The organism is Bacillus sp. ABP14 (genome assembly GCF_001831375.1).
GTDB classification, from domain to species: Bacteria; Bacillota; Bacilli; order Bacillales; family Bacillaceae_G; genus Bacillus_A; species Bacillus_A paranthracis.
The window spans coordinates 3,436,564-3,453,713 of the sequence record NZ_CP017016.1; the positions used below are offsets into that span (position 1 = coordinate 3,436,564).

Here is a 17,150-nt window from a genome sequence, read left to right on the forward strand (position 1 = left end):
CATCAATTAACATCGCTCGTTCATCAAAATCAAATTAAGAATGATGATGTGGAATTGAATACATTAGTTACTATTTTGCTTCAATACAAATACTGAAAGTTCAGGTACACTCAAAAATCTAACAGGCATTCGAGTTGTCCCAATCCCACGATTTACGTATAAATGTAATGGCTTATTCTTTCCTTCTAATTCATACATACCCTCAACATGACTCTCAGCTAGTTTTGTCGTAATGAATGGACCGATAAAAGGGATTTGAACTTGTCCTCCGTGACTATGGCCTGACATTTGAAAATCAACTGGGTAACGTGCTATTTTGTCTACAACATCCGGCTCATGTACTAATAACATATTGAAATCTTGTTGCCTTACATGTTTTAAAGTCGAGTCTATTTGCGGCTTACCTAATAAAAAATCATCCAAACCTGATATTGTAATATATTTGCCGTTTTCCGCTTTAATTTTCTGCACTTCATTTACTAACACAGTGAAACCAGCTTCCTCCATATATTTTTTATAAAATAAACTACCTCCCCCGCCTCTATCATGATTCCCAAACACTGCATATTTCCCTAAGGGCGCATGTATTTTTTGTAAAATACCTTTCGCTTCTTCTCTTTCGGCTTTATACGATCCAAACTTATCTATTAAATCCCCTGTGAAAACTACTACATCTGGACGTAACGCATTCATCTTCTCCACCAAATTTTCTAGTTGTTTCAGTGTGAATTCTGGCCCTAAATGCACATCTGAAAACTGCAATATTTTTTTATTATGAAACTCTTTAGGAATTGTAGAAGCTTCTATTTCATTCCACGTAACTGTTACTAGTTTTCGTTCTATTTCTGTCGCATAAAAATACAAACTTATAGAAATCATTACTATACTTATGAAACTGATTATAGATATGTTGACAATTGATTTTTTCTGTTCTTCTTTTACATAATTCGTATTCATGTTCTCACCTCTAGACGTACTTTAAAGCCTTATTGTTACATGAATGTGACAACACGAACAATGTTAGTTATATCCTATTTTATCACTGCTCACTTTGACAAATTTATACAGAAGTCATAACATATTTTTATAATACATAGATTCTTAAAAATGTTCCATCTATTTATTTCATCATTTTATTAAGGAGAGATTATTCATGTCTGTATTTACACCAGAAGAAATTACGGAACTTGCTGCTAATTCTGGAAGAAAAAAAGCTCATTTATCACTACTCCCTATGCTAATTCTCGGTTTTTTTGGCGGTGCTTTCATAGCATTAGGGTATTTACTCGATATTCATGTTATTGGAACAATGCCAAAGGCTTGGGGATCATTTACTAGTTTTCTAGGCGCTGCTGTATTCCCTATCGGTCTTATACTCGTTATTCTTGCAGGCGGTGAGTTAGTAACTGGCAATATGATGACCGTTTCAATGGCGTGGCTTCATAAAAAAATCGACTTATTTCACTTCATTCGAAATTTAGTCATTGTTACGTTTAGCAACTTCATAGGTGCTGTATTCGTTGCTTATTTTTTCGGTCATATCGTCGGATTAGCAGAGGGCGCTTTTTTAGCGAAAACAGTTTCTGTTGCGCAAGCTAAACTACAAGATACACCACTACAAGCTTTCATTTCTGCAATCGGATGTAATTGGCTCGTTTGTTTAGCTGTTTGGCTTAGTATGGGAAGTAAAGAATTTATCGGAAAGATTATCGGTATTTGGTTCCCCGTTATGACTTTTGTTGCAATTGGATTTCAACACGTTGTAGCCAATATGTTTGTCATCCCAGCTGCAATTTTTGCCGGTCATTTAACTTGGATTGAATATTTTCCAAACTTTATTTTTGTTTTCTTTGGAAACTTAGTAGGCGGTATGTTATTTGTGGCACTACCTTATTTTATATCTTATAAAAAGAAACTGCCTTCCAAAGAAGAACAAACTGCATTAAAGAAAAAATCTGTATCCGCTTAAATGGAACGACTATTCAGCGATCCTGAAAAATATTACAAATTCTATTTTTTTTTGCGAATATATGTACGTACACTTGTTCTCGAATGTTTTATACGTTATAATAACAACTTAAATAGCAATATTTACATATGAGGTGAAAAACATGAACAAAACAGAATTAATTAAAAACGTAGCACAAAATGCTGAGATTTCTCAAAAAGAAGCTACTGTAGTTGTACAAACTGTAGTAGAATCAATCACTAACACTTTAGCTGCTGGTGAAAAAGTACAACTTATCGGATTCGGTACATTCGAAGTTCGCGAAAGAGCTGCTCGTACAGGCCGTAACCCACAAACTGGTGAAGAAATGCAAATCGCAGCTTCTAAAGTACCTGCTTTCAAAGCTGGTAAAGAACTAAAAGAAGCTGTAAAATAATGAAAAATAGCCTTCTCGTTTACGAGAGGGCTATTTTTTTCATTACATAATTAATAAAAATCTGACCATTATGCTGTTTCTTTTGTTCCTTTATGCAAATAAAGCTTTTACTTATTTTAACTTCACTCTTTGTAATCGTAATGCATTTAATACGACCGATACAGAACTAAATGCCATTGCTGCTCCAGCAACCCAAGGGGCTAAGAAACCTAATGCCGCAATTGGAATTCCTAACGCGTTATAAGCTAATGCCCAGAATAAATTTTGTTTAATATTTCTTATCGTCATTTTACTCATAAATATCGCATCAGCAATACTATTTAAGTCACCGCGGATTAACGTTATATCCGCTGCTTCCATCGCTACATCCGTTCCCGTTCCAATTGCCATACCAATGTTTGCTGTAGCAAGAGCAGGAGCATCATTTATCCCGTCTCCAACCATCGCTACTTTCTTACCATTTGCCTGCAGTTTTTTCACTTCTTCTGCTTTTCCTTCTGGCAATACTTCTGCAATTACGTGATCAATACCAACTTGCCCCGCAATTGCCTCAGCAGTTTGTGTATTATCTCCTGTAATCATCACAACGTCTAGACCCATTTTTTTCAGTCGTGCGATAGCTGCTTTTGAAGTATCTTTTACAGTATCCGCAACGGCTACTATTCCAGCATACTCCTTATCTATTGCTATTAACATTGCTGTTTTCCCTTCTCGTTCTAGCGCTTCCATCGCTTTAGAAACTTCTTCAATATCAATATTGAATTTCTTCATTAATCGACGTGTACCAATTAATAATTGTTTCCCTTCTACAACTGATTCAATACCGAATCCAGGAATCGCTTCAAACGTTTCTGAACTTGGAATATTAATTTTCTTTTCTTTAATTCCTTCTACAATTGCTTCCGCAAGTGGGTGTTCAGAATTTTTTTCTGCCGCACCTACTAAACGTAGTATTTCTTCTTCGTGGAATCCATCTGCTACAATTACATCTGTTAACACCGGCTTCCCGTTTGTCACAGTACCTGTTTTATCTAGAATAACCGTATCTAATCGATGCGTTGCTTCTAAATGCTCCCCGCCCTTAAATAAAATGCCATACTCTGCTGATCTTCCTGATCCCGCCATAATAGATGTAGGCGTTGCAAGACCTAATGCACATGGACAAGCGATAACAAGTACAGCGATCATTTTCTCAAGTGCTCCGCCAAAATCACCAGGTGTAACAAATAGCATCCACACTGCAAAAGTAATAATAGCAATCACAACTACAACCGGTACGAAAATACCTGAAATTTGATCTGCTACCCTTTGAATAGGAGCTTTTGAACCTTGAGCCTCTTCTACTACTTTAATAATTTGAGCTAATGCAGTATCTCTTCCTACCTTAGTTGCTTTCACTTTTAAAAATCCATTTTTATTCATTGTAGAACCGATTACTACATCCCCAATTGTTTTATCAACTGGAATACTTTCACCTGTTAACATCGATTCATCTATTGCTGACTTTCCTTCTACAATCTCACCATCTACCGGAATTTTTTCACCAGGCTTTACATAAACGATATCACCAGCTACTACTTCTTCGATTAAAATTTTCATTTCTGTTCCATCTCGCACAACTGTAGCTGTCTTTGCTTGTAAACCCATCAACTTTTTAATTGCTTCTGATGAACGTCCCTTTGCTTTTGCTTCAAATAATTTCCCTAAAATAATTAGTGTAATAAGTACCGCGCTCGTTTCAAAATATAAATCTGTCATGTGTTCCGAAGAACCGATAGATTGAATGCTTAAATATACACTATAGAAATAGGCGGCCGACGTTCCAAGTGCCACAAGAACATCCATGTTAGCACTTTTATTACGTAACGCTTTATAAGCCCCAACATAAAACTGTCCACCAATGATAAATTGAACTGGCGTTGCAAGAGCTAGCTGCACCCAAGGGTTCATAAGCATATCAGGTAAATAAATAAACGATGTAAATGAGAAGTGACTTACCATTGCCCACAGTAACGGGAATGATAAAATAAACGAAATGATAAACTTCTTCTTTTGTCGCTCAATTTCTTGTAAGCGATGATCAGTTGATCCATCTTGCTCATCTGATTTCACTTCCAATTTATATCCTAATTTCGCAATTGCACTTTTCATTTCATTTACATTAATTTCATCAGGATTAAAATCTACTGTAGCCGATTCCAAAGCGAAATTTACTGTTGCCTCGTTCACACCTTCTAACTTATTTAAACGCTTTTCTACTCTATTGGCACATGCTGCGCATGTCATTCCTGAAACAGTAAATTCAGCTTTATCACTTACAATTCCATATCCTAACGATTCAACTTTTTCTTTAAACTGTTGCGGATTTGTTTTTTGGGGATCATACATTATTTTGGTTTTTTCAAGTGCGAAATTTACATTTGCATCATGAACACCTTCTACTTTTTTTAGACCTTTTTCAATTCTATTTGCACATGCTGCACATGTCATTCCTGATATTTGAAGATTGGCCTCTTTTTGTTCATTCATGTCTCTCACCTCTATATACCCTTATGAGGTATAATTATTAGCAAAATAAATCGTACTTCCTATAAAGTACGATTTATTTCCATATCTAAAAATAATTATTGAACATCGTATCCTTGATCTTCGATTACAGCAACGATATCTTTTAATGTTACAACTGACGAGTCGATAATAACTTCAACAGTTCCTTCTGCTAATTGAACTTTTACTTGCTCAACACCATTTAGTTCTTTCACACTGCTTTCGATAGCATTTACACAATGTCCACAAGACATACCTTCAACTTGTAATGTTAACTGTTCCATTTAAAATCCTCCTCTTGTTTCTTCATTGTTTGTTAATCACAATTACATCTTACCATACCCCCCTAAGGTAATCAATGGTTTTGTATCATGATTTTTCAATTATTTTCTAAAACTTTATTTTACATACACTTTTTCACATCCATACCTTGAAATCCTATATAAAGATAAACAAAAAAACAAGCCAGTTACATACTAGCTTGTTTTTACGCTTTTGAAAAACGTTCAAATACTGTCATTAATTCTTCAATTGCTTCGTCACCATTTCCATCTTTAATAGCACCTGAAACACAATGACTTGTATGGTTTTTTAATACACCCATTCCTACTTTTTTCATCGCTGCATTAATCGCTGAAATTTGCACTAAAATATCCACGCAATACCGATCATTTTCAATCATATTTTGAATACCCCGAACTTGCCCTTCAATTCTCTTCAATCTATTTATAATTTGCTCTTTTTCTTTTTCTGATCTATGTGTTACTGCTTCATGCTCTTTATGCCCCATATTATCACCTTCTTAAAGTTTCTCTTCATCCAATAAAACAATTACTTTTACGAGTATACCAATTATAGCATTAAATATCTATGCATGATACCCCATATGAGTATATTTCCACTTTATGATTATTCTTAACACATTGTTAGCTTCTCAGTCTTAATTTTCATTATACCCTTTCCTTTTTTCAAAAAACAATAATAAGCGAGGGTTGTCCATCCCCGCTTATTATTCATTCCCAAATATAAAAGCCTCAATCTTCACACATGTAAATTGAGACTTTTTCTTCCTATATATAATTATTGCTGATCACATGCTTTTGTATCACTCACTACTGAAGTTCCTTCAACGGTTACCGTATGAAAACAGTCATTTACACGAACTGTCACAACGTTATCTTGCCGATCAATGATATGATATTCATTAAAATTTTTATTTAGAGCACTGCGAATTTGTTCTCCTTCATAAATTGGGATACCATGCGATAAAACCCAAATAAGTCCAGCGATAGCGAGAATAGTTTTCATACGATCTACCTCCTTGAGAATATAGTGAACTTTTCATCCATGCTTTTCAGCTCTACGAATCATGATGAAAATAAACTAAGCCTTTTTGGAAATAAGTTCATTTCGTCTATTTTATGTTTATGCTAATTGTGACCGAATTGTGACAACTTTTTGTCTCTTTAGACGAAAAGTTGAAACAAAACTTTCAAAAAGGACAATTCTACTTCTCAAAGCAAAAGGCTATGGAGAATTTCTCCATAGCCTTTTGTTTGCATTTTATTAACAATCGTTCCACTAACTAACCTAGATTCACTCAAATCACTAGCCGTTTAATCAATGGATACATAACTAATATATCTCAATCCTTTACTTAAAGAAGTCGGCACAACTGATGCATGATTCTCCCCTTCAGCCTCATAAAACGTAAACCGAAACTGATCGTGTTTTACTTGGAGAAGGCGCTCTGACAATTCATTAGCACCTACAACCATATGCTCTCGTTCTAGTGAACCAACTGTAAGAAATACTCTTGTTTTAACCTTTGCATTGTTTAATTCATTTATAAGATTTCCTTCTTTTTCAAGCACAGATTGGTTATTCCACCAAATAGATGGACTACTTATAAAATAATTTTGAAAGGCATTTACGTTTGTAAATAATATATGTAAAGCAAATAGACCACCTAGTGAATGCCCAAATAATGTTTGTTTTCCTTTATCAATTTCAAAATTCTTTTCAATTTGCGGCTTTAATTCTTCTTCAATAAAAGTAAAGAAATGATGTGCTCCTCCTGTTTTAGGCCAAGGTTTACCATCTGGTTTTAAAGCCGCATCTTTTGAAATTACGCTAGGCGTAAAATCATAACACCTTTCTTCACCTGAAAACGCCCCTTCGATTGGATAACCAATACCTACTATAATGGCTGGTGAAACACCTGTTTTTTCTGCTCTAACTGATTGTATTTTAACCGCTTCATGGAATGTTTGAAAAAAGGCATTACCATCTAATACGTAAATGACAGGATATCCTGAATCCAGTGCTGGTTGTCTCGGTTTTGAAATATGAATTTGATATTCCTTACCATCTAATTTTGAATACATGTTCCACTGTTCAGTATTAGATGTTATAATCTGCTGTTTTTCAATCGTAGTGTTCATCTTATATCCCCCCTTCTTAACTCGTTACATATATTTCTACTTTTTCTTCTTGAGATACAACGCTATCATAACCGAAACAAACAGGAGACCCATTATATGGATCAATCATGACACGTGCATCAATATGAAATACTTCTTTTAATACTTCATTTGTAATAATCTCTTCTGGACTACCAGTTGTAACAATTTCCCCTTCCTTCATTGCAATAATTTCATCTGAAAACCTTGCTGCATGGTTAATATCATGTAATACCATAACGACCGTACAATTATGGTCTTTATTTAATTTCTCCACAATTTGTAATACATCTAATTGATGAGACATATCAAGATATGTAGTTGGCTCATCTAATAACAACACTTCTGTCTCTTGTGCCAAAGCCATCGCTAGCCATACCTTTTGTCGTTGACCACCTGATAAATTTGCAATTTGTCTCGTTCGAAATTCAGAAGTTTTCGTTATATCTAATGCCCAGTCAATCATCTCTTTATCTTTTGAAGTTAACTTATTTACATTATTTCGATGTGGATAACGTCCATAAGAAATTAATTCTTCTACTTTAAGCTCTCCTGGTGCAATTGGAGTTTGCGGAAGTAGCGCTAACTGCTTCGCAATTTCTTTCGTTGGAATTGTATGTAAATCCTGTCCTTGCAAATATACTTTACCACTCTTTTGCTTTAAAATTCTTCCCATTGTTTTTAACAGTGTTGATTTACCGCACCCGTTTGGTCCTATAATTGTCGTTACTTTTCCTTCTTGTATTTCCACATTTAAATCGCGAAACACTGTAAGCTTTTCATAACTTGTTTCTAAATTTTTCGCACTTAAAATACTCACTTTTATTCCTCCTCTTACGCTTTCGCCTTATAAAGTAAATATAAGAAATAAGGTACACCGACAATAGAAATAACGATTCCAACTGGTAACTCTACAGGTGTGAAAACTGTTTTTGCAATAAAGTCTGAAGCAATTACAAGAAACATTCCAATTACTCCGCACGTAGGAATGATATGCTTATGCTGAATACCGACAAGTCTTTTCGCTATATGCGGTGCCATTAATCCGATGAAACCAATACTTCCTGAAACTGCAACACATGCGCTTACAAGTCCGATACTACTTAATAGTAAAATTGATTTCTCTCTTTCTACTGAAACACCTAAACTTGTAATACTCGTTTCTTCCAATTGAAATAAATCTAATAAATAAGCTTTCTTTTGTATAAGTGGAATTAGTATGATAAGCCACGGTAACATTGCAATAATATACTTCCAGTTTGCACTATATATACTGCCTGACACCCAAACTGCAGCCATCTCGAAATCAGTTGACTTCATTTTGAGTGATAAATACATAGAAAAGGCTCCAAATCCTGATCCAATCGCAATCCCTGTTAATAAAAGACGCTGCGAATCTAACTTACCATTTTTCCAAGAAAACAGATAAATGATAATAGCTGCACCTAATCCGCCAACTAAACCAAACATTGGCATCATCATAATAGAAACCCAGTCCGTGCTCTTTAATTGTCCTTGAAAGAAAAACATAAAGATGACGATTGCTGTTCCTGCTCCGGCATTTACTCCTAAAATACCCGGGTCTGCCAATCCATTTCTCGTAATACCTTGAATAACAGCACCCGCAACGCCTAGGCCTAATCCTACTAACCCAGCAATTACGATGCGCGGAAGACGAAACTCATAAATAACTAAATCATGGTCTGGTACTGGATCTATTCTAAGGAGTGTTTTACATACATCTGTAATCGTAATGTCAAACGTACCATTCGTTAAACTAATATAAATAGCACATAGTATTAAAAATATAATAATCCCCATCGTCATTCCAAAACGTTGACTTGAACTTTTAAGCATGTCTCTCTCCTCCTCTTGTACGGATTAAATAAAGGAAGAAAGGAATTCCAATTAAGGAGGTAACGACTCCAATCGGTGTTTCAAATGGATAGTTTACAAATCTACTTAAAACATCACATAACGCTAGAAAAACGCCACCAATAACGCCTGCACATGGCAAAATCCACTTATAATCTACCCCAATTATAAAGCGAGTAATATGCGGAATAATTAAACCTACAAAACCAACTTTCCCCACTAAAGCAACTGCCGTTCCTGTTAAAAAGATAACTGATAAAATTGCCATCGCTTTAACTAGTTTTGTACGTTGCCCTAGATTAATAGAAACTTCTTCGCCTAAAGAGAGAATCGTAATAGATTTTGATATTAACAGTGCTAAAATTATTCCAATTATCCCAAATGGTATCGTAATTTTAATGATATTAGGGTCTACTTGGTCTAATTTTGCATTAAACCAAAAACTAACATTTTGAGAAATTTGGAAGTATGAAGCCATTGCAGCAGACACACTGCTTAAAAATGTTCCAATAACTGTCCCAATAATCGCTAACCGAACTGGCGATAAACCATTTTGAAGGAGCGAACCAAAACCAAATACGATACCGGCTCCTAATGCAGAACCAATCATTGAACATACAACCATACCAATCGATGACATTCCCGGAAGAAAAATCATACAAAGTGTAATAACAAAAACTGCCCCATCCGTCACACCCATAATAGAAGGGGATGCAAGATAGTTTCTTGTCATCCCCTGCATAAGTGCTCCTGATATGGCTAGAAATGCTCCAACTAAAAGAGCTGCAACTACCCTTGGCAAACGTGAAGTAATAATAATATTATGATTTACATCGCTTGAATCAAAATGAAATAATGCATTCCACACTGTTTGAGCATCGATGTTTTTCGCACCATATAATACAGAAAGTATAACTGTAAATAAAATCAATACGGGTGCTATACATAAAATGGTTACTGGTACCGCATTCGTTTTCTGCATATCATTCAACGCACCTTACTTATTGTATTATTTAGATAAATTTTTCACTGCTTCTTTTAAGAATGCTGTTTTACTCCAAGCTGTACCACCTTGTGCCATTGGATCAACAACGTTTACAAATACTTTCTTTTCTTTCGCAGCATTCATACTTTGCCAAATTGGATTACTTTCAATTTCTTCTAGCACTTTCGGGTTTTTATTTTCAGTTGTTTCATATTGTAAGAAAATATAATCTGGGTTTAGTTCAGCAAGTTTTTCAAATGAAATTTTCTCTTGTGCTTTTACAGTTTTCAATTGTTCTGGAACAGTTAATCCAAGATCTTTATAAATTACAGGGTTGAAGTATACTCCTTCTGGGTATAGGAATAATTCGTTTGCTCTTAGTCTGATTACAAGGACTTTTTTGTCTTTTAACTTATCTCCTAGTTTTGCTTTTGCTTTTTCAGCGTCCGCATTGTAATCTTTAATAATTTTTTCTGCTTTATCTTTTTTACCAGTTAATTCTCCCATTAACTTTAAGTTATCTTCCCAATTTGTTGAAACATGTGATACCGGGAATGTAGGAGCTACTTTCGTAAACTTTTCAGCTGTTTCTGCTGGGAATTTCGTACTAGATGTAATAACGTCTGGTTTTAATTGAAGTAATGTTTCGAAATTTGGTTGCATTTTCTCACCAACAGATTTCGCACCTTCTAAATCTTTCTCCAGATACTTTGGTAATTTACCACCAACCGTAATCGCACCAACTGGTTTAATTCCAAGTACTGCTGCATCTTCCATTGACTCTAAACTAGCTGTTGCAATTTTATCTACTTTTGCTGGCACTGTATATTCTTTACCTAAATATGTAATTTTTCGTTTTTCGTCTTTTTTCGTCTCACTAGCCTTTGTCTGTTGAGTTTTTTCTCCTGAAGTTTTATCCGCACTATTACATGCTGCTAGTCCTACACTTAAAACTGTTACCATACCTAATGTAAATAACTTCTTATTCATCTTTAAATATCTCCTCTCGAATTTCCAAACTATATTCTCAATAAAATTTAACTATATGAAACTTGTCCTACATATATATTTTATTAGATTAATAATTCTATCCAGAACTCATTCTCGTTCACTTCCCCTAAGCTATAATTCTTTTATACCTCACCCGTTGATAATCTTTTTCATTGATAATGATTATCGTTACTAAGTATATATTTAATATGCAATTATTTCAAGAAAGATTTGAAAAATTTTAACAAACTGAATTAAAAAAGAAGTATCTGCCTAATGTTAGGTAGATACTTCTTTTTTTAGAAATTTATATGTAATTCAACTGGACAATGGTCTGACCCCATTACTTCACTATTAATTTTCGCCGCTGTTATTTGGTCTTTCATTCTCTCGGAAACAACAAAATAATCTAAACGCCATCCAATATTTTCACCTTTGTAATCTTGCTCTTACATTTATGAATACATACATACACACTTTATTCAGGTTATACTAATTTCAGAGGTGATGTTCTTTGCACAATGAAAGAGTTACGTTAACAAATGAGCATTGGCAAGCAATTATTCATAATGATTCTTCCTATGATAGCAAATTCTTTTATGCCGTGAAATCAACCGGGGTTTTTTGCCGACCGTCATGCAAATCAAGAATACCGAATAAAAACAATGTACGAATTTTTCATCATGCAGAGCAAGCATTAAGTGAAAACTTTCGCCCGTGCAAACGTTGTAAACCAAATGGGCTCACTTTACCTAATGAAGAGTGGGTAGAACAAATTAAAGAGTATATCGAAAAACACTTTGATGAATTATTAACTCTAGACATACTTGCGGAAATGTGCCATGGTAGCCCCTTTCATTTACAACGCACTTTCAAAAAAATGATAGGAATAAGTCCGATAGAATATATACAGCAGTTCAGAATTGTTAAAGCAGCAGAACACCTTTTACACACAAATCAACCCATTAAAGAAATTAGTACTGCCGTCGGGATAGAAAACCCAGAATATTTCGCAACTTTATTTAAAAAGAAAACTGGATTTACCCCTACTGAATATCGAAAAAAGAATGAAATAAAAGAGGGATACAATAATGAATTCTTACAAAAATAATTATATATATTGGACGCTACTTACACATGCAAATTGGAAGTTTCATATTGCTGCAACTGAAACTGGACTATGTTTCATTGGATCACAAAACGAAACCTTTGAAGAAGTAAATATATGGGCTAGAAAAAAATTGCCTCAACATATATTGATCCATAGTCCAGATTACTTACAAGTATATACAAAAGAAATTATCGAGTATTTAGAAAACAAGAGAGAAACCTTTACATCCCCTATCGATGCTTACGGAACTGCATTTCAATTATCTGTTTGGAATACGGTACGTGAAATTCCTTATGGAAAAACATATTCTTATACAGAAATTGCAGATAGAATTCAAAAACCTACAGCGGTACGTGCCGTTGCGTCTGCTATTGCTGCCAACCCAATTCTCATTACGATTCCTTGCCACCGTGTTATTGGAAAGAATGGTAAACTAACTGGTTTTAGAGGGGGATTAGAAATGAAGAAAGAATTGCTTGCATTAGAAAAATTACAGGTGGAATTCATATGACAGCCGAATATAGTAACGCATTAACTTTAACAGTTCCAACAGAATTTAGTTTTCAAGAAAATTTACGCTATCTATCCCGTTCTAACAATGAATGTATGTTCCACATTGAAGATAACAAAATTTATAAAGTTATCCCTGTTCACGATGTAAATCCTTTAGTTGAAATTAGTATGAATGCGGATGATACTATTCAAATACGTTTTTTAGGAGAAGCCTATATCTCTGCAAAACCGATACACGATGCTGTAGCTAACTATGTAACTGAATGGTTTGATTTAACTACTGATTTAGCTCCCTTTTATACATTAGCTAAACATGATGTACTCCTTCAAAGACCAATTGAACAATATTATGGCCTTCGTACTTTAGGTATTCCAGACTTATTTGAGGCACTTTCCTGGGGAATTATCGGGCAACAAATTAACCTCACATATGCTTATACACTAAAAAGAAGATTAGTCGAGACATTTGGAAGTTATGTAGAATGGAACGATAGAAAGCATTGGATATTCCCTTCTCCTGAAACAATTGCCAATTTACACGTAGAGGATCTCAAAAACTTAAAAATGACCACTAGTAAGTGTGATTATTTAATCGGTATTGCAAAGCTTATTACAGAAGGAAAACTATCAAAAGAATCTTTACTACAAACACAAGATGTAAAGATTGCTGAAAAACAATTAACTGCTATACATGGTATAGGTCCGTGGACTGCTCACTATGTTTTAATGCGCTGTTTACGATTCCCTTCCGCTTTTCCAATTGACGATGTTGGTTTGCACAATGCAATTAAATATATAACAGGTTCTAAAAGTAAACCGACTAAACAGGAAATAAAAGATTTTGCGGCAAATTGGATCAACTGGGAGTCTTACGCAACTTTTTATTTGTGGCGAGTATTATACTAAAAAACCAAGTAGCGTTTTTGCACTACTTGGTTCTTTTTTAAGCTTGTTCTTCAAATCTTCTTGCAATTTCTATAATAACTTGAACAGCTTTTTCCATAACATCTACCGAAACATACTCAAATTTACCGTGATAGTTTTCACCACCTGTGAAAATGTTTGGGGTTGGTAATCCCATATACGATAATTGTGATCCATCTGTTCCACCGCGAATCGGATGAATATTTGGTTCGATATTTAAACTTTTCATTGCCTCATATGCAATATCAACAATTTCTCTCACTGGTTCAATCTTTTCAAGCATGTTATAGTATTGATCATTCATTTCTAAAACGACTGCATCTCGTCCATACTTCTCTTGCATTTGCTTCACAATATTTTCAACGTTATGTTTACGCGCTTCAAAATTTTCACGATCAAAATCTCGAATAATATAATACGCTTTACTTTGCTCAACATCACCATTTAAAGAAAGTAAATGATAGAATCCTTCATAACCCTCTGTATATTCTGGTGCCTCTTCTACTGGTAAATAGCTATTAAACTCCATAGCAAGTTTAGTTGCGTTACGCATTTTATTTTTCGCTGTTCCAGGATGTGTATTCGTTCCGTTAAACGTTAACTTAGCACCTGCAGCATTAAAGCTTTCATACTCTAAACCACCTAATGGACCTCCATCCATCGTATAAGCAAATGAAGCACCAAACGCTTCTACATCAAAATGCGCTGGGCCGCGGCCAATTTCTTCATCCGGCGTAAAGGCAACTCTAATTTTCCCATGTTTAATTTGCGGATTATGTATTAAATAATTCATTGCAACCATAATTTCTGTAAGACCGGCTTTATCATCTGCTCCAAGAAGTGTCGTACCATCAGTTGTAATAATCGTATGGCCTTTATAAGATGGTAACTCTGGGAATTGTTCTGGTGTTAACACAACATTTAGCTCTTCATTTAACGTAATTGCGTTCCCGTCAAAGTTTTCATGAATTTGTGGTTTTACATTTTTTCCTGTAAAATCTGTTGCTGTATCTAAATGGGCTAAAAAACCGATTACAGGAACATCCTTATCCGTATTAGCTGGAAGTGTTGCCATTACATACCCGTTATCGTCCATCGTTACTTCTGTTAACCCAATTTCTTTCAGCTCTTCCACTAATAACTTACCAAATTCAATTTGTCCAGGTGTTGTTGGCACTGTATGACTTTCTTCATTTGATTGCGTATCAATTTTTACATATCTCGTAAATCTTTCAATAAGTTCTTGTTTCAAGCTCGTTCACTCCCTTTTATATTTCTTTTTCTATTATAATCCTTGAGACGAAATATTTTAACTTTTTTGACTGTAAAGATCTATATACCATCCACATTTTTAATGATTTACAATAAATTTGAAAAGATATAATATTTGTACATTTAAACTTTAACATGTAACATACATAATTATAAATATGGGAGGTATGAAAGATGAAGCTAGCCCTCTTTCGCTATTTTCTTTTTTTCTTAGGGTTAATTTTCTTTGGGCTTGGAAATGCTCTTGCAGTCAAAGTGAAATTTCTCGGTTTACATCCTTGGGAAGTTTTAAATATGGCTCTCTACCAAAGGTTTGGATGGACGATTGGTACGTGGAGTGTCATATGTGGGTTATGTCTCGTTCTCATTTCTTTACTAGTAGATCGAAAATATATAAATGTGGGAACATTTTTAAATGCACTACTTATCGGTCCCATTATGGACTTTTTCTTACAATCAAATATTCTTCCAAACGCTAGTGATTATTTATGGATAAACTTACTCGTTTTATTTTCTGGTATTGCCATTACAGGTATCGGTGGAGGTATGTATGTTGCGGCTGAAATTGGTGCTGGACCTCGTGATGGATTCATGCTTACTATTTCCGACAAAACAGGTCTATCTATTAGCCGTGCTCGAATCATTGTAGAATGCGTTGTACTAGTTATTGGATTTATGCTCGGTGGTCCTGTTTTTATCGTAACTTTTCTATACACTTTTATTCAAAGTCCCATCTTTCAGCAATCATTTAAGGTATTTCAAACACTTTTACATACTTTACAAAACAAAGATAAAGTTAGTGAGCATATTTAAATTACAACTTAATACAAATCAAACACCCTATTTACGATTCTCACCGCAAATAGGGTGTTTCTTTTTCATCTCACAATTTAAGAATATATGCTACTCATTCACAATAAAAGTATATACATCGTTATAAATACAACCATTTACCCTAATAACGTACTTCCCAGGTTTACTAAAACGAATTGTGTATTTATTTAGCTGAATTGCTTCTTTATCTCCAGAAAGAATATCAATGCTTCTGCCACTTAATACATATAATTCATTTAGATTCATCGATACATCAATTGCATTGAAATTCTCCTCTTTCACTTGCTGTGATTCCGCAGCGCTTATACTTGGTTCTAAAAACAGTAGTCCACTTAATCCAATCGTTCCCGCTAAAGCTACTCCCGCAAACTTTTTAATCTTTTTCATCACAATGTCCCCCTTATAGATTTTATGTAAAGGCGATTTTTCCCTTTACAACACAAAGCCTATATGTAATGAAATGAAAAGTAAACGGAGACCGTAAGACAAAATTCTACATCTTTTTTTCCAATTGAATAGAAATCCATCGTTTGGAATTTTGTCACATTTAAAATTGTTTACTTAAACCAACTTTCAATTATATTATTCAGAAACTGAATAATTACTTATTGATTTAACATTCTAAAAATAGTTGATAAAAATGCTTTCTATTGAAATAAAAAAGATTTTGCTATAAAAGTAACTTTTACAAAAAAATCCATACAACCAACTTTATTCCGCTTTCCATAATCTCTCTACATTCATTAATTGTTCTTCATTAAATTCCATCTTATATATATCTGGTTTTGACGTATTCATTAAAAATTCGAAACCATATTGCTTATCAAAATAATTCATCATGAGTGTCATGACAAGTCCATGTGTACCAATTACAATTTTTTGTCCTTGAAAATCCATTAAGATTTCTTTTAATACTTTCACTACTCTTCTCTGGCAATCCGTATATGACTCTCCTTCCGTTCGTGCAAAGTCCGGATTAGTGAACATCTTCTTTACAAGTGGATACACTCTTTAAGGTTTTCATATATTAATATTTCTTTTTCATAGAGATTAGCTGTTTTTTCTATTGTTAATACAGCCCTCTTATACGGACTTGAAATGAAAGTATCGATTCCCTCTGTTTTTAATATATTTGTTACTCTATGAGCGTCTAAACTTCCCTTTTTAGTTAAACCACGTGTTCTTTCTCTTTCACCGCCATCTAATTTTGGTGATTCACCATGCCTAACCATATAAATATACGTATTCATACT

The 17,150-nt window shown here is 34.3% G+C and carries 18 protein-coding genes and 3 pseudogenes; 6 read left to right on the forward strand and 15 right to left on the reverse strand.

Features of this window, described 5'->3' with window-relative positions; all coding sequences use genetic code 11:
- Window positions 1-63: 63 nt before the first annotated feature.
- Entirely contained in the window at window positions 64-957 is an 894-nt protein-coding gene (locus tag BGI23_RS17790) for a metallophosphoesterase (protein WP_070806719.1), read from the reverse strand.
- Between the two features lie 196 nt (window positions 958-1,153).
- Between BGI23_RS17790 and BGI23_RS17795 the strand changes: the two genes are divergently transcribed.
- On the forward strand, window positions 1,154-1,969 hold the full coding sequence (locus BGI23_RS17795) for a formate/nitrite transporter family protein (protein WP_000110521.1): 816 nt from the start codon (window positions 1,154-1,156) through the stop codon (window positions 1,967-1,969).
- A gap of 142 nt (window positions 1,970-2,111) precedes the next feature.
- Entirely contained in the window at window positions 2,112-2,384 is a 273-nt protein-coding gene (locus tag BGI23_RS17800) for an HU family DNA-binding protein (protein ID WP_001043904.1), read from the forward strand.
- 19 nt (window positions 2,385-2,403) lie between these two features.
- Here BGI23_RS17800 and BGI23_RS27740 read toward each other — a convergent pair.
- The 11 genes and pseudogenes from BGI23_RS27740 to BGI23_RS27745 all read right to left on the reverse strand — a co-directional run.
- A pseudogene (locus BGI23_RS27740) lies at window positions 2,404-2,496 on the reverse strand (GNAT family N-acetyltransferase); the annotation flags it as partial.
- A complete protein-coding gene (locus tag BGI23_RS17805) occupies window positions 2,496-4,913 on the reverse strand; it encodes a heavy metal translocating P-type ATPase (protein ID WP_070806720.1) in 2,418 nt (805 codons plus the stop codon). The gene BGI23_RS17805 and the pseudogene BGI23_RS27740, both read right to left, overlap by 1 nt.
- Window positions 4,914-5,008: 95 nt before the next feature.
- Window positions 5,009-5,215: a copper chaperone CopZ gene (copZ, locus tag BGI23_RS17810; RefSeq protein ID WP_000436971.1), complete on the reverse strand. Its 207-nt coding sequence runs from the start codon at window positions 5,213-5,215 to the stop codon at window positions 5,009-5,011.
- A 203-nt stretch (window positions 5,216-5,418) separates the two neighbouring features.
- Complete coding sequence (locus BGI23_RS17815) at window positions 5,419-5,721, reverse strand: metal-sensing transcriptional repressor (RefSeq protein WP_000509876.1); 303 nt, start codon at window positions 5,719-5,721, stop codon at window positions 5,419-5,421.
- A gap of 290 nt (window positions 5,722-6,011) precedes the next feature.
- A complete protein-coding gene (locus BGI23_RS17820; protein ID WP_044791641.1) occupies window positions 6,012-6,239 on the reverse strand; it encodes a hypothetical protein in 228 nt (75 codons plus the stop codon).
- A gap of 308 nt (window positions 6,240-6,547) precedes the next feature.
- On the reverse strand, window positions 6,548-7,375 hold the full coding sequence (locus tag BGI23_RS17825) for an alpha/beta hydrolase (RefSeq protein ID WP_070806721.1): 828 nt from the start codon (window positions 7,373-7,375) through the stop codon (window positions 6,548-6,550).
- Between the two features lie 16 nt (window positions 7,376-7,391).
- Entirely contained in the window at window positions 7,392-8,213 is an 822-nt protein-coding gene (locus BGI23_RS17830; protein ID WP_000025760.1) for an ABC transporter ATP-binding protein, read from the reverse strand.
- A gap of 14 nt (window positions 8,214-8,227) precedes the next feature.
- On the reverse strand, window positions 8,228-9,250 hold the full coding sequence (locus BGI23_RS17835; RefSeq protein WP_070806722.1) for a FecCD family ABC transporter permease: 1,023 nt from the start codon (window positions 9,248-9,250) through the stop codon (window positions 8,228-8,230).
- Complete coding sequence (locus BGI23_RS17840) at window positions 9,243-10,250, reverse strand: FecCD family ABC transporter permease (RefSeq protein WP_070806723.1); 1,008 nt, start codon at window positions 10,248-10,250, stop codon at window positions 9,243-9,245. The genes BGI23_RS17835 and BGI23_RS17840 overlap by 8 nt, the downstream gene beginning before the upstream one ends.
- A gap of 27 nt (window positions 10,251-10,277) precedes the next feature.
- Window positions 10,278-11,243, reverse strand: a complete 966-nt coding sequence (locus BGI23_RS17845) for an iron-hydroxamate ABC transporter substrate-binding protein (protein ID WP_001035495.1) — start codon at window positions 11,241-11,243, stop codon at window positions 10,278-10,280.
- A gap of 299 nt (window positions 11,244-11,542) precedes the next feature.
- Window positions 11,543-11,680 (reverse strand): annotated as a pseudogene (locus tag BGI23_RS27745) (exodeoxyribonuclease III); the annotation flags it as partial.
- A 77-nt stretch (window positions 11,681-11,757) separates the two neighbouring features.
- Between BGI23_RS27745 and adaA the strand changes: the two are divergent.
- From adaA to alkA, 3 genes are read left to right on the forward strand one after another with little or no spacing between them, the layout of a single operon-like run.
- Window positions 11,758-12,354 carry a bifunctional transcriptional activator/DNA repair enzyme AdaA gene (gene adaA, locus BGI23_RS17850; RefSeq protein WP_070806724.1) on the forward strand — a complete coding sequence of 199 codons (597 nt, stop codon included), beginning with the start codon at window positions 11,758-11,760 and terminating at the stop codon, window positions 12,352-12,354.
- Window positions 12,335-12,865, forward strand: a complete 531-nt coding sequence (locus tag BGI23_RS17855) for a methylated-DNA--protein-cysteine S-methyltransferase (protein WP_070806725.1) — start codon at window positions 12,335-12,337, stop codon at window positions 12,863-12,865. The genes adaA and BGI23_RS17855 overlap by 20 nt, the downstream gene beginning before the upstream one ends.
- On the forward strand, window positions 12,862-13,773 hold the full coding sequence (gene alkA, locus BGI23_RS17860; RefSeq protein ID WP_070806726.1) for a DNA-3-methyladenine glycosidase II: 912 nt from the start codon (window positions 12,862-12,864) through the stop codon (window positions 13,771-13,773). The genes BGI23_RS17855 and alkA overlap by 4 nt, the downstream gene beginning before the upstream one ends.
- 37 nt (window positions 13,774-13,810) lie before the next feature.
- On the opposite strand, the gene pepT is transcribed toward alkA, so the two are convergent.
- Window positions 13,811-15,043 (reverse strand): peptidase T, encoded by a 1,233-nt coding sequence (gene pepT, locus BGI23_RS17865; RefSeq protein WP_070806727.1) that lies wholly within the window; start codon window positions 15,041-15,043, stop codon window positions 13,811-13,813.
- A gap of 194 nt (window positions 15,044-15,237) precedes the next feature.
- On the opposite strand from pepT, the gene BGI23_RS17870 reads away from it, so the two are divergent.
- On the forward strand, window positions 15,238-15,876 hold the full coding sequence (locus BGI23_RS17870) for a YczE/YyaS/YitT family protein (protein WP_070806728.1): 639 nt from the start codon (window positions 15,238-15,240) through the stop codon (window positions 15,874-15,876).
- Between the two features lie 90 nt (window positions 15,877-15,966).
- Here BGI23_RS17870 and BGI23_RS17875 read toward each other — a convergent pair whose 3' ends face one another.
- Together BGI23_RS17875 and BGI23_RS17880 are read right to left on the reverse strand one after the other, a co-directional pair.
- Window positions 15,967-16,284 carry a hypothetical protein gene (locus BGI23_RS17875; RefSeq protein WP_070806729.1) on the reverse strand — a complete coding sequence of 106 codons (318 nt, stop codon included), beginning with the start codon at window positions 16,282-16,284 and terminating at the stop codon, window positions 15,967-15,969.
- Window positions 16,285-16,608: 324 nt separating this feature from the next.
- A pseudogene (locus BGI23_RS17880) lies at window positions 16,609-17,147 on the reverse strand (histidine phosphatase family protein).
- Window positions 17,148-17,150 lie beyond the last annotated feature (3 nt).

What these genes read in the sequence shown, in the direction of transcription:
- alkA (WP_070806726.1), top strand. Translation starts at nt 12,862, where the DNA reads ATGACAGCCGAATATAGTAACGCATTAACTTTAACAGTTCCAACAGAA.
- BGI23_RS17790 (WP_070806719.1), bottom strand. Translation starts at nt 957, where the DNA reads ATGAATACGAATTATGTAAAAGAAGAACAGAAAAAATCAATTGTCAAC.
- BGI23_RS17870 (WP_070806728.1), top strand. Translation starts at nt 15,238, where the DNA reads ATGAAGCTAGCCCTCTTTCGCTATTTTCTTTTTTTCTTAGGGTTAATT.
- BGI23_RS17820 (WP_044791641.1), bottom strand. Translation starts at nt 6,239, where the DNA reads ATGAAAACTATTCTCGCTATCGCTGGACTTATTTGGGTTTTATCGCAT.
- BGI23_RS17835 (WP_070806722.1), bottom strand. Translation starts at nt 9,250, where the DNA reads ATGCTTAAAAGTTCAAGTCAACGTTTTGGAATGACGATGGGGATTATT.
- BGI23_RS17825 (WP_070806721.1), bottom strand. Translation starts at nt 7,375, where the DNA reads ATGAACACTACGATTGAAAAACAGCAGATTATAACATCTAATACTGAA.
- BGI23_RS17845 (WP_001035495.1), bottom strand. Translation starts at nt 11,243, where the DNA reads ATGAATAAGAAGTTATTTACATTAGGTATGGTAACAGTTTTAAGTGTA.
- BGI23_RS17805 (WP_070806720.1), bottom strand. Translation starts at nt 4,913, where the DNA reads ATGAATGAACAAAAAGAGGCCAATCTTCAAATATCAGGAATGACATGT.
- BGI23_RS17855 (WP_070806725.1), top strand. Translation starts at nt 12,335, where the DNA reads ATGAATTCTTACAAAAATAATTATATATATTGGACGCTACTTACACAT.
- BGI23_RS17795 (WP_000110521.1), top strand. Translation starts at nt 1,154, where the DNA reads ATGTCTGTATTTACACCAGAAGAAATTACGGAACTTGCTGCTAATTCT.
- BGI23_RS17875 (WP_070806729.1), bottom strand. Translation starts at nt 16,284, where the DNA reads ATGAAAAAGATTAAAAAGTTTGCGGGAGTAGCTTTAGCGGGAACGATT.
- BGI23_RS17840 (WP_070806723.1), bottom strand. Translation starts at nt 10,250, where the DNA reads ATGCAGAAAACGAATGCGGTACCAGTAACCATTTTATGTATAGCACCC.
- BGI23_RS17815 (WP_000509876.1), bottom strand. Translation starts at nt 5,721, where the DNA reads ATGGGGCATAAAGAGCATGAAGCAGTAACACATAGATCAGAAAAAGAA.
- copZ (WP_000436971.1), bottom strand. Translation starts at nt 5,215, where the DNA reads ATGGAACAGTTAACATTACAAGTTGAAGGTATGTCTTGTGGACATTGT.
- BGI23_RS17800 (WP_001043904.1), top strand. Translation starts at nt 2,112, where the DNA reads ATGAACAAAACAGAATTAATTAAAAACGTAGCACAAAATGCTGAGATT.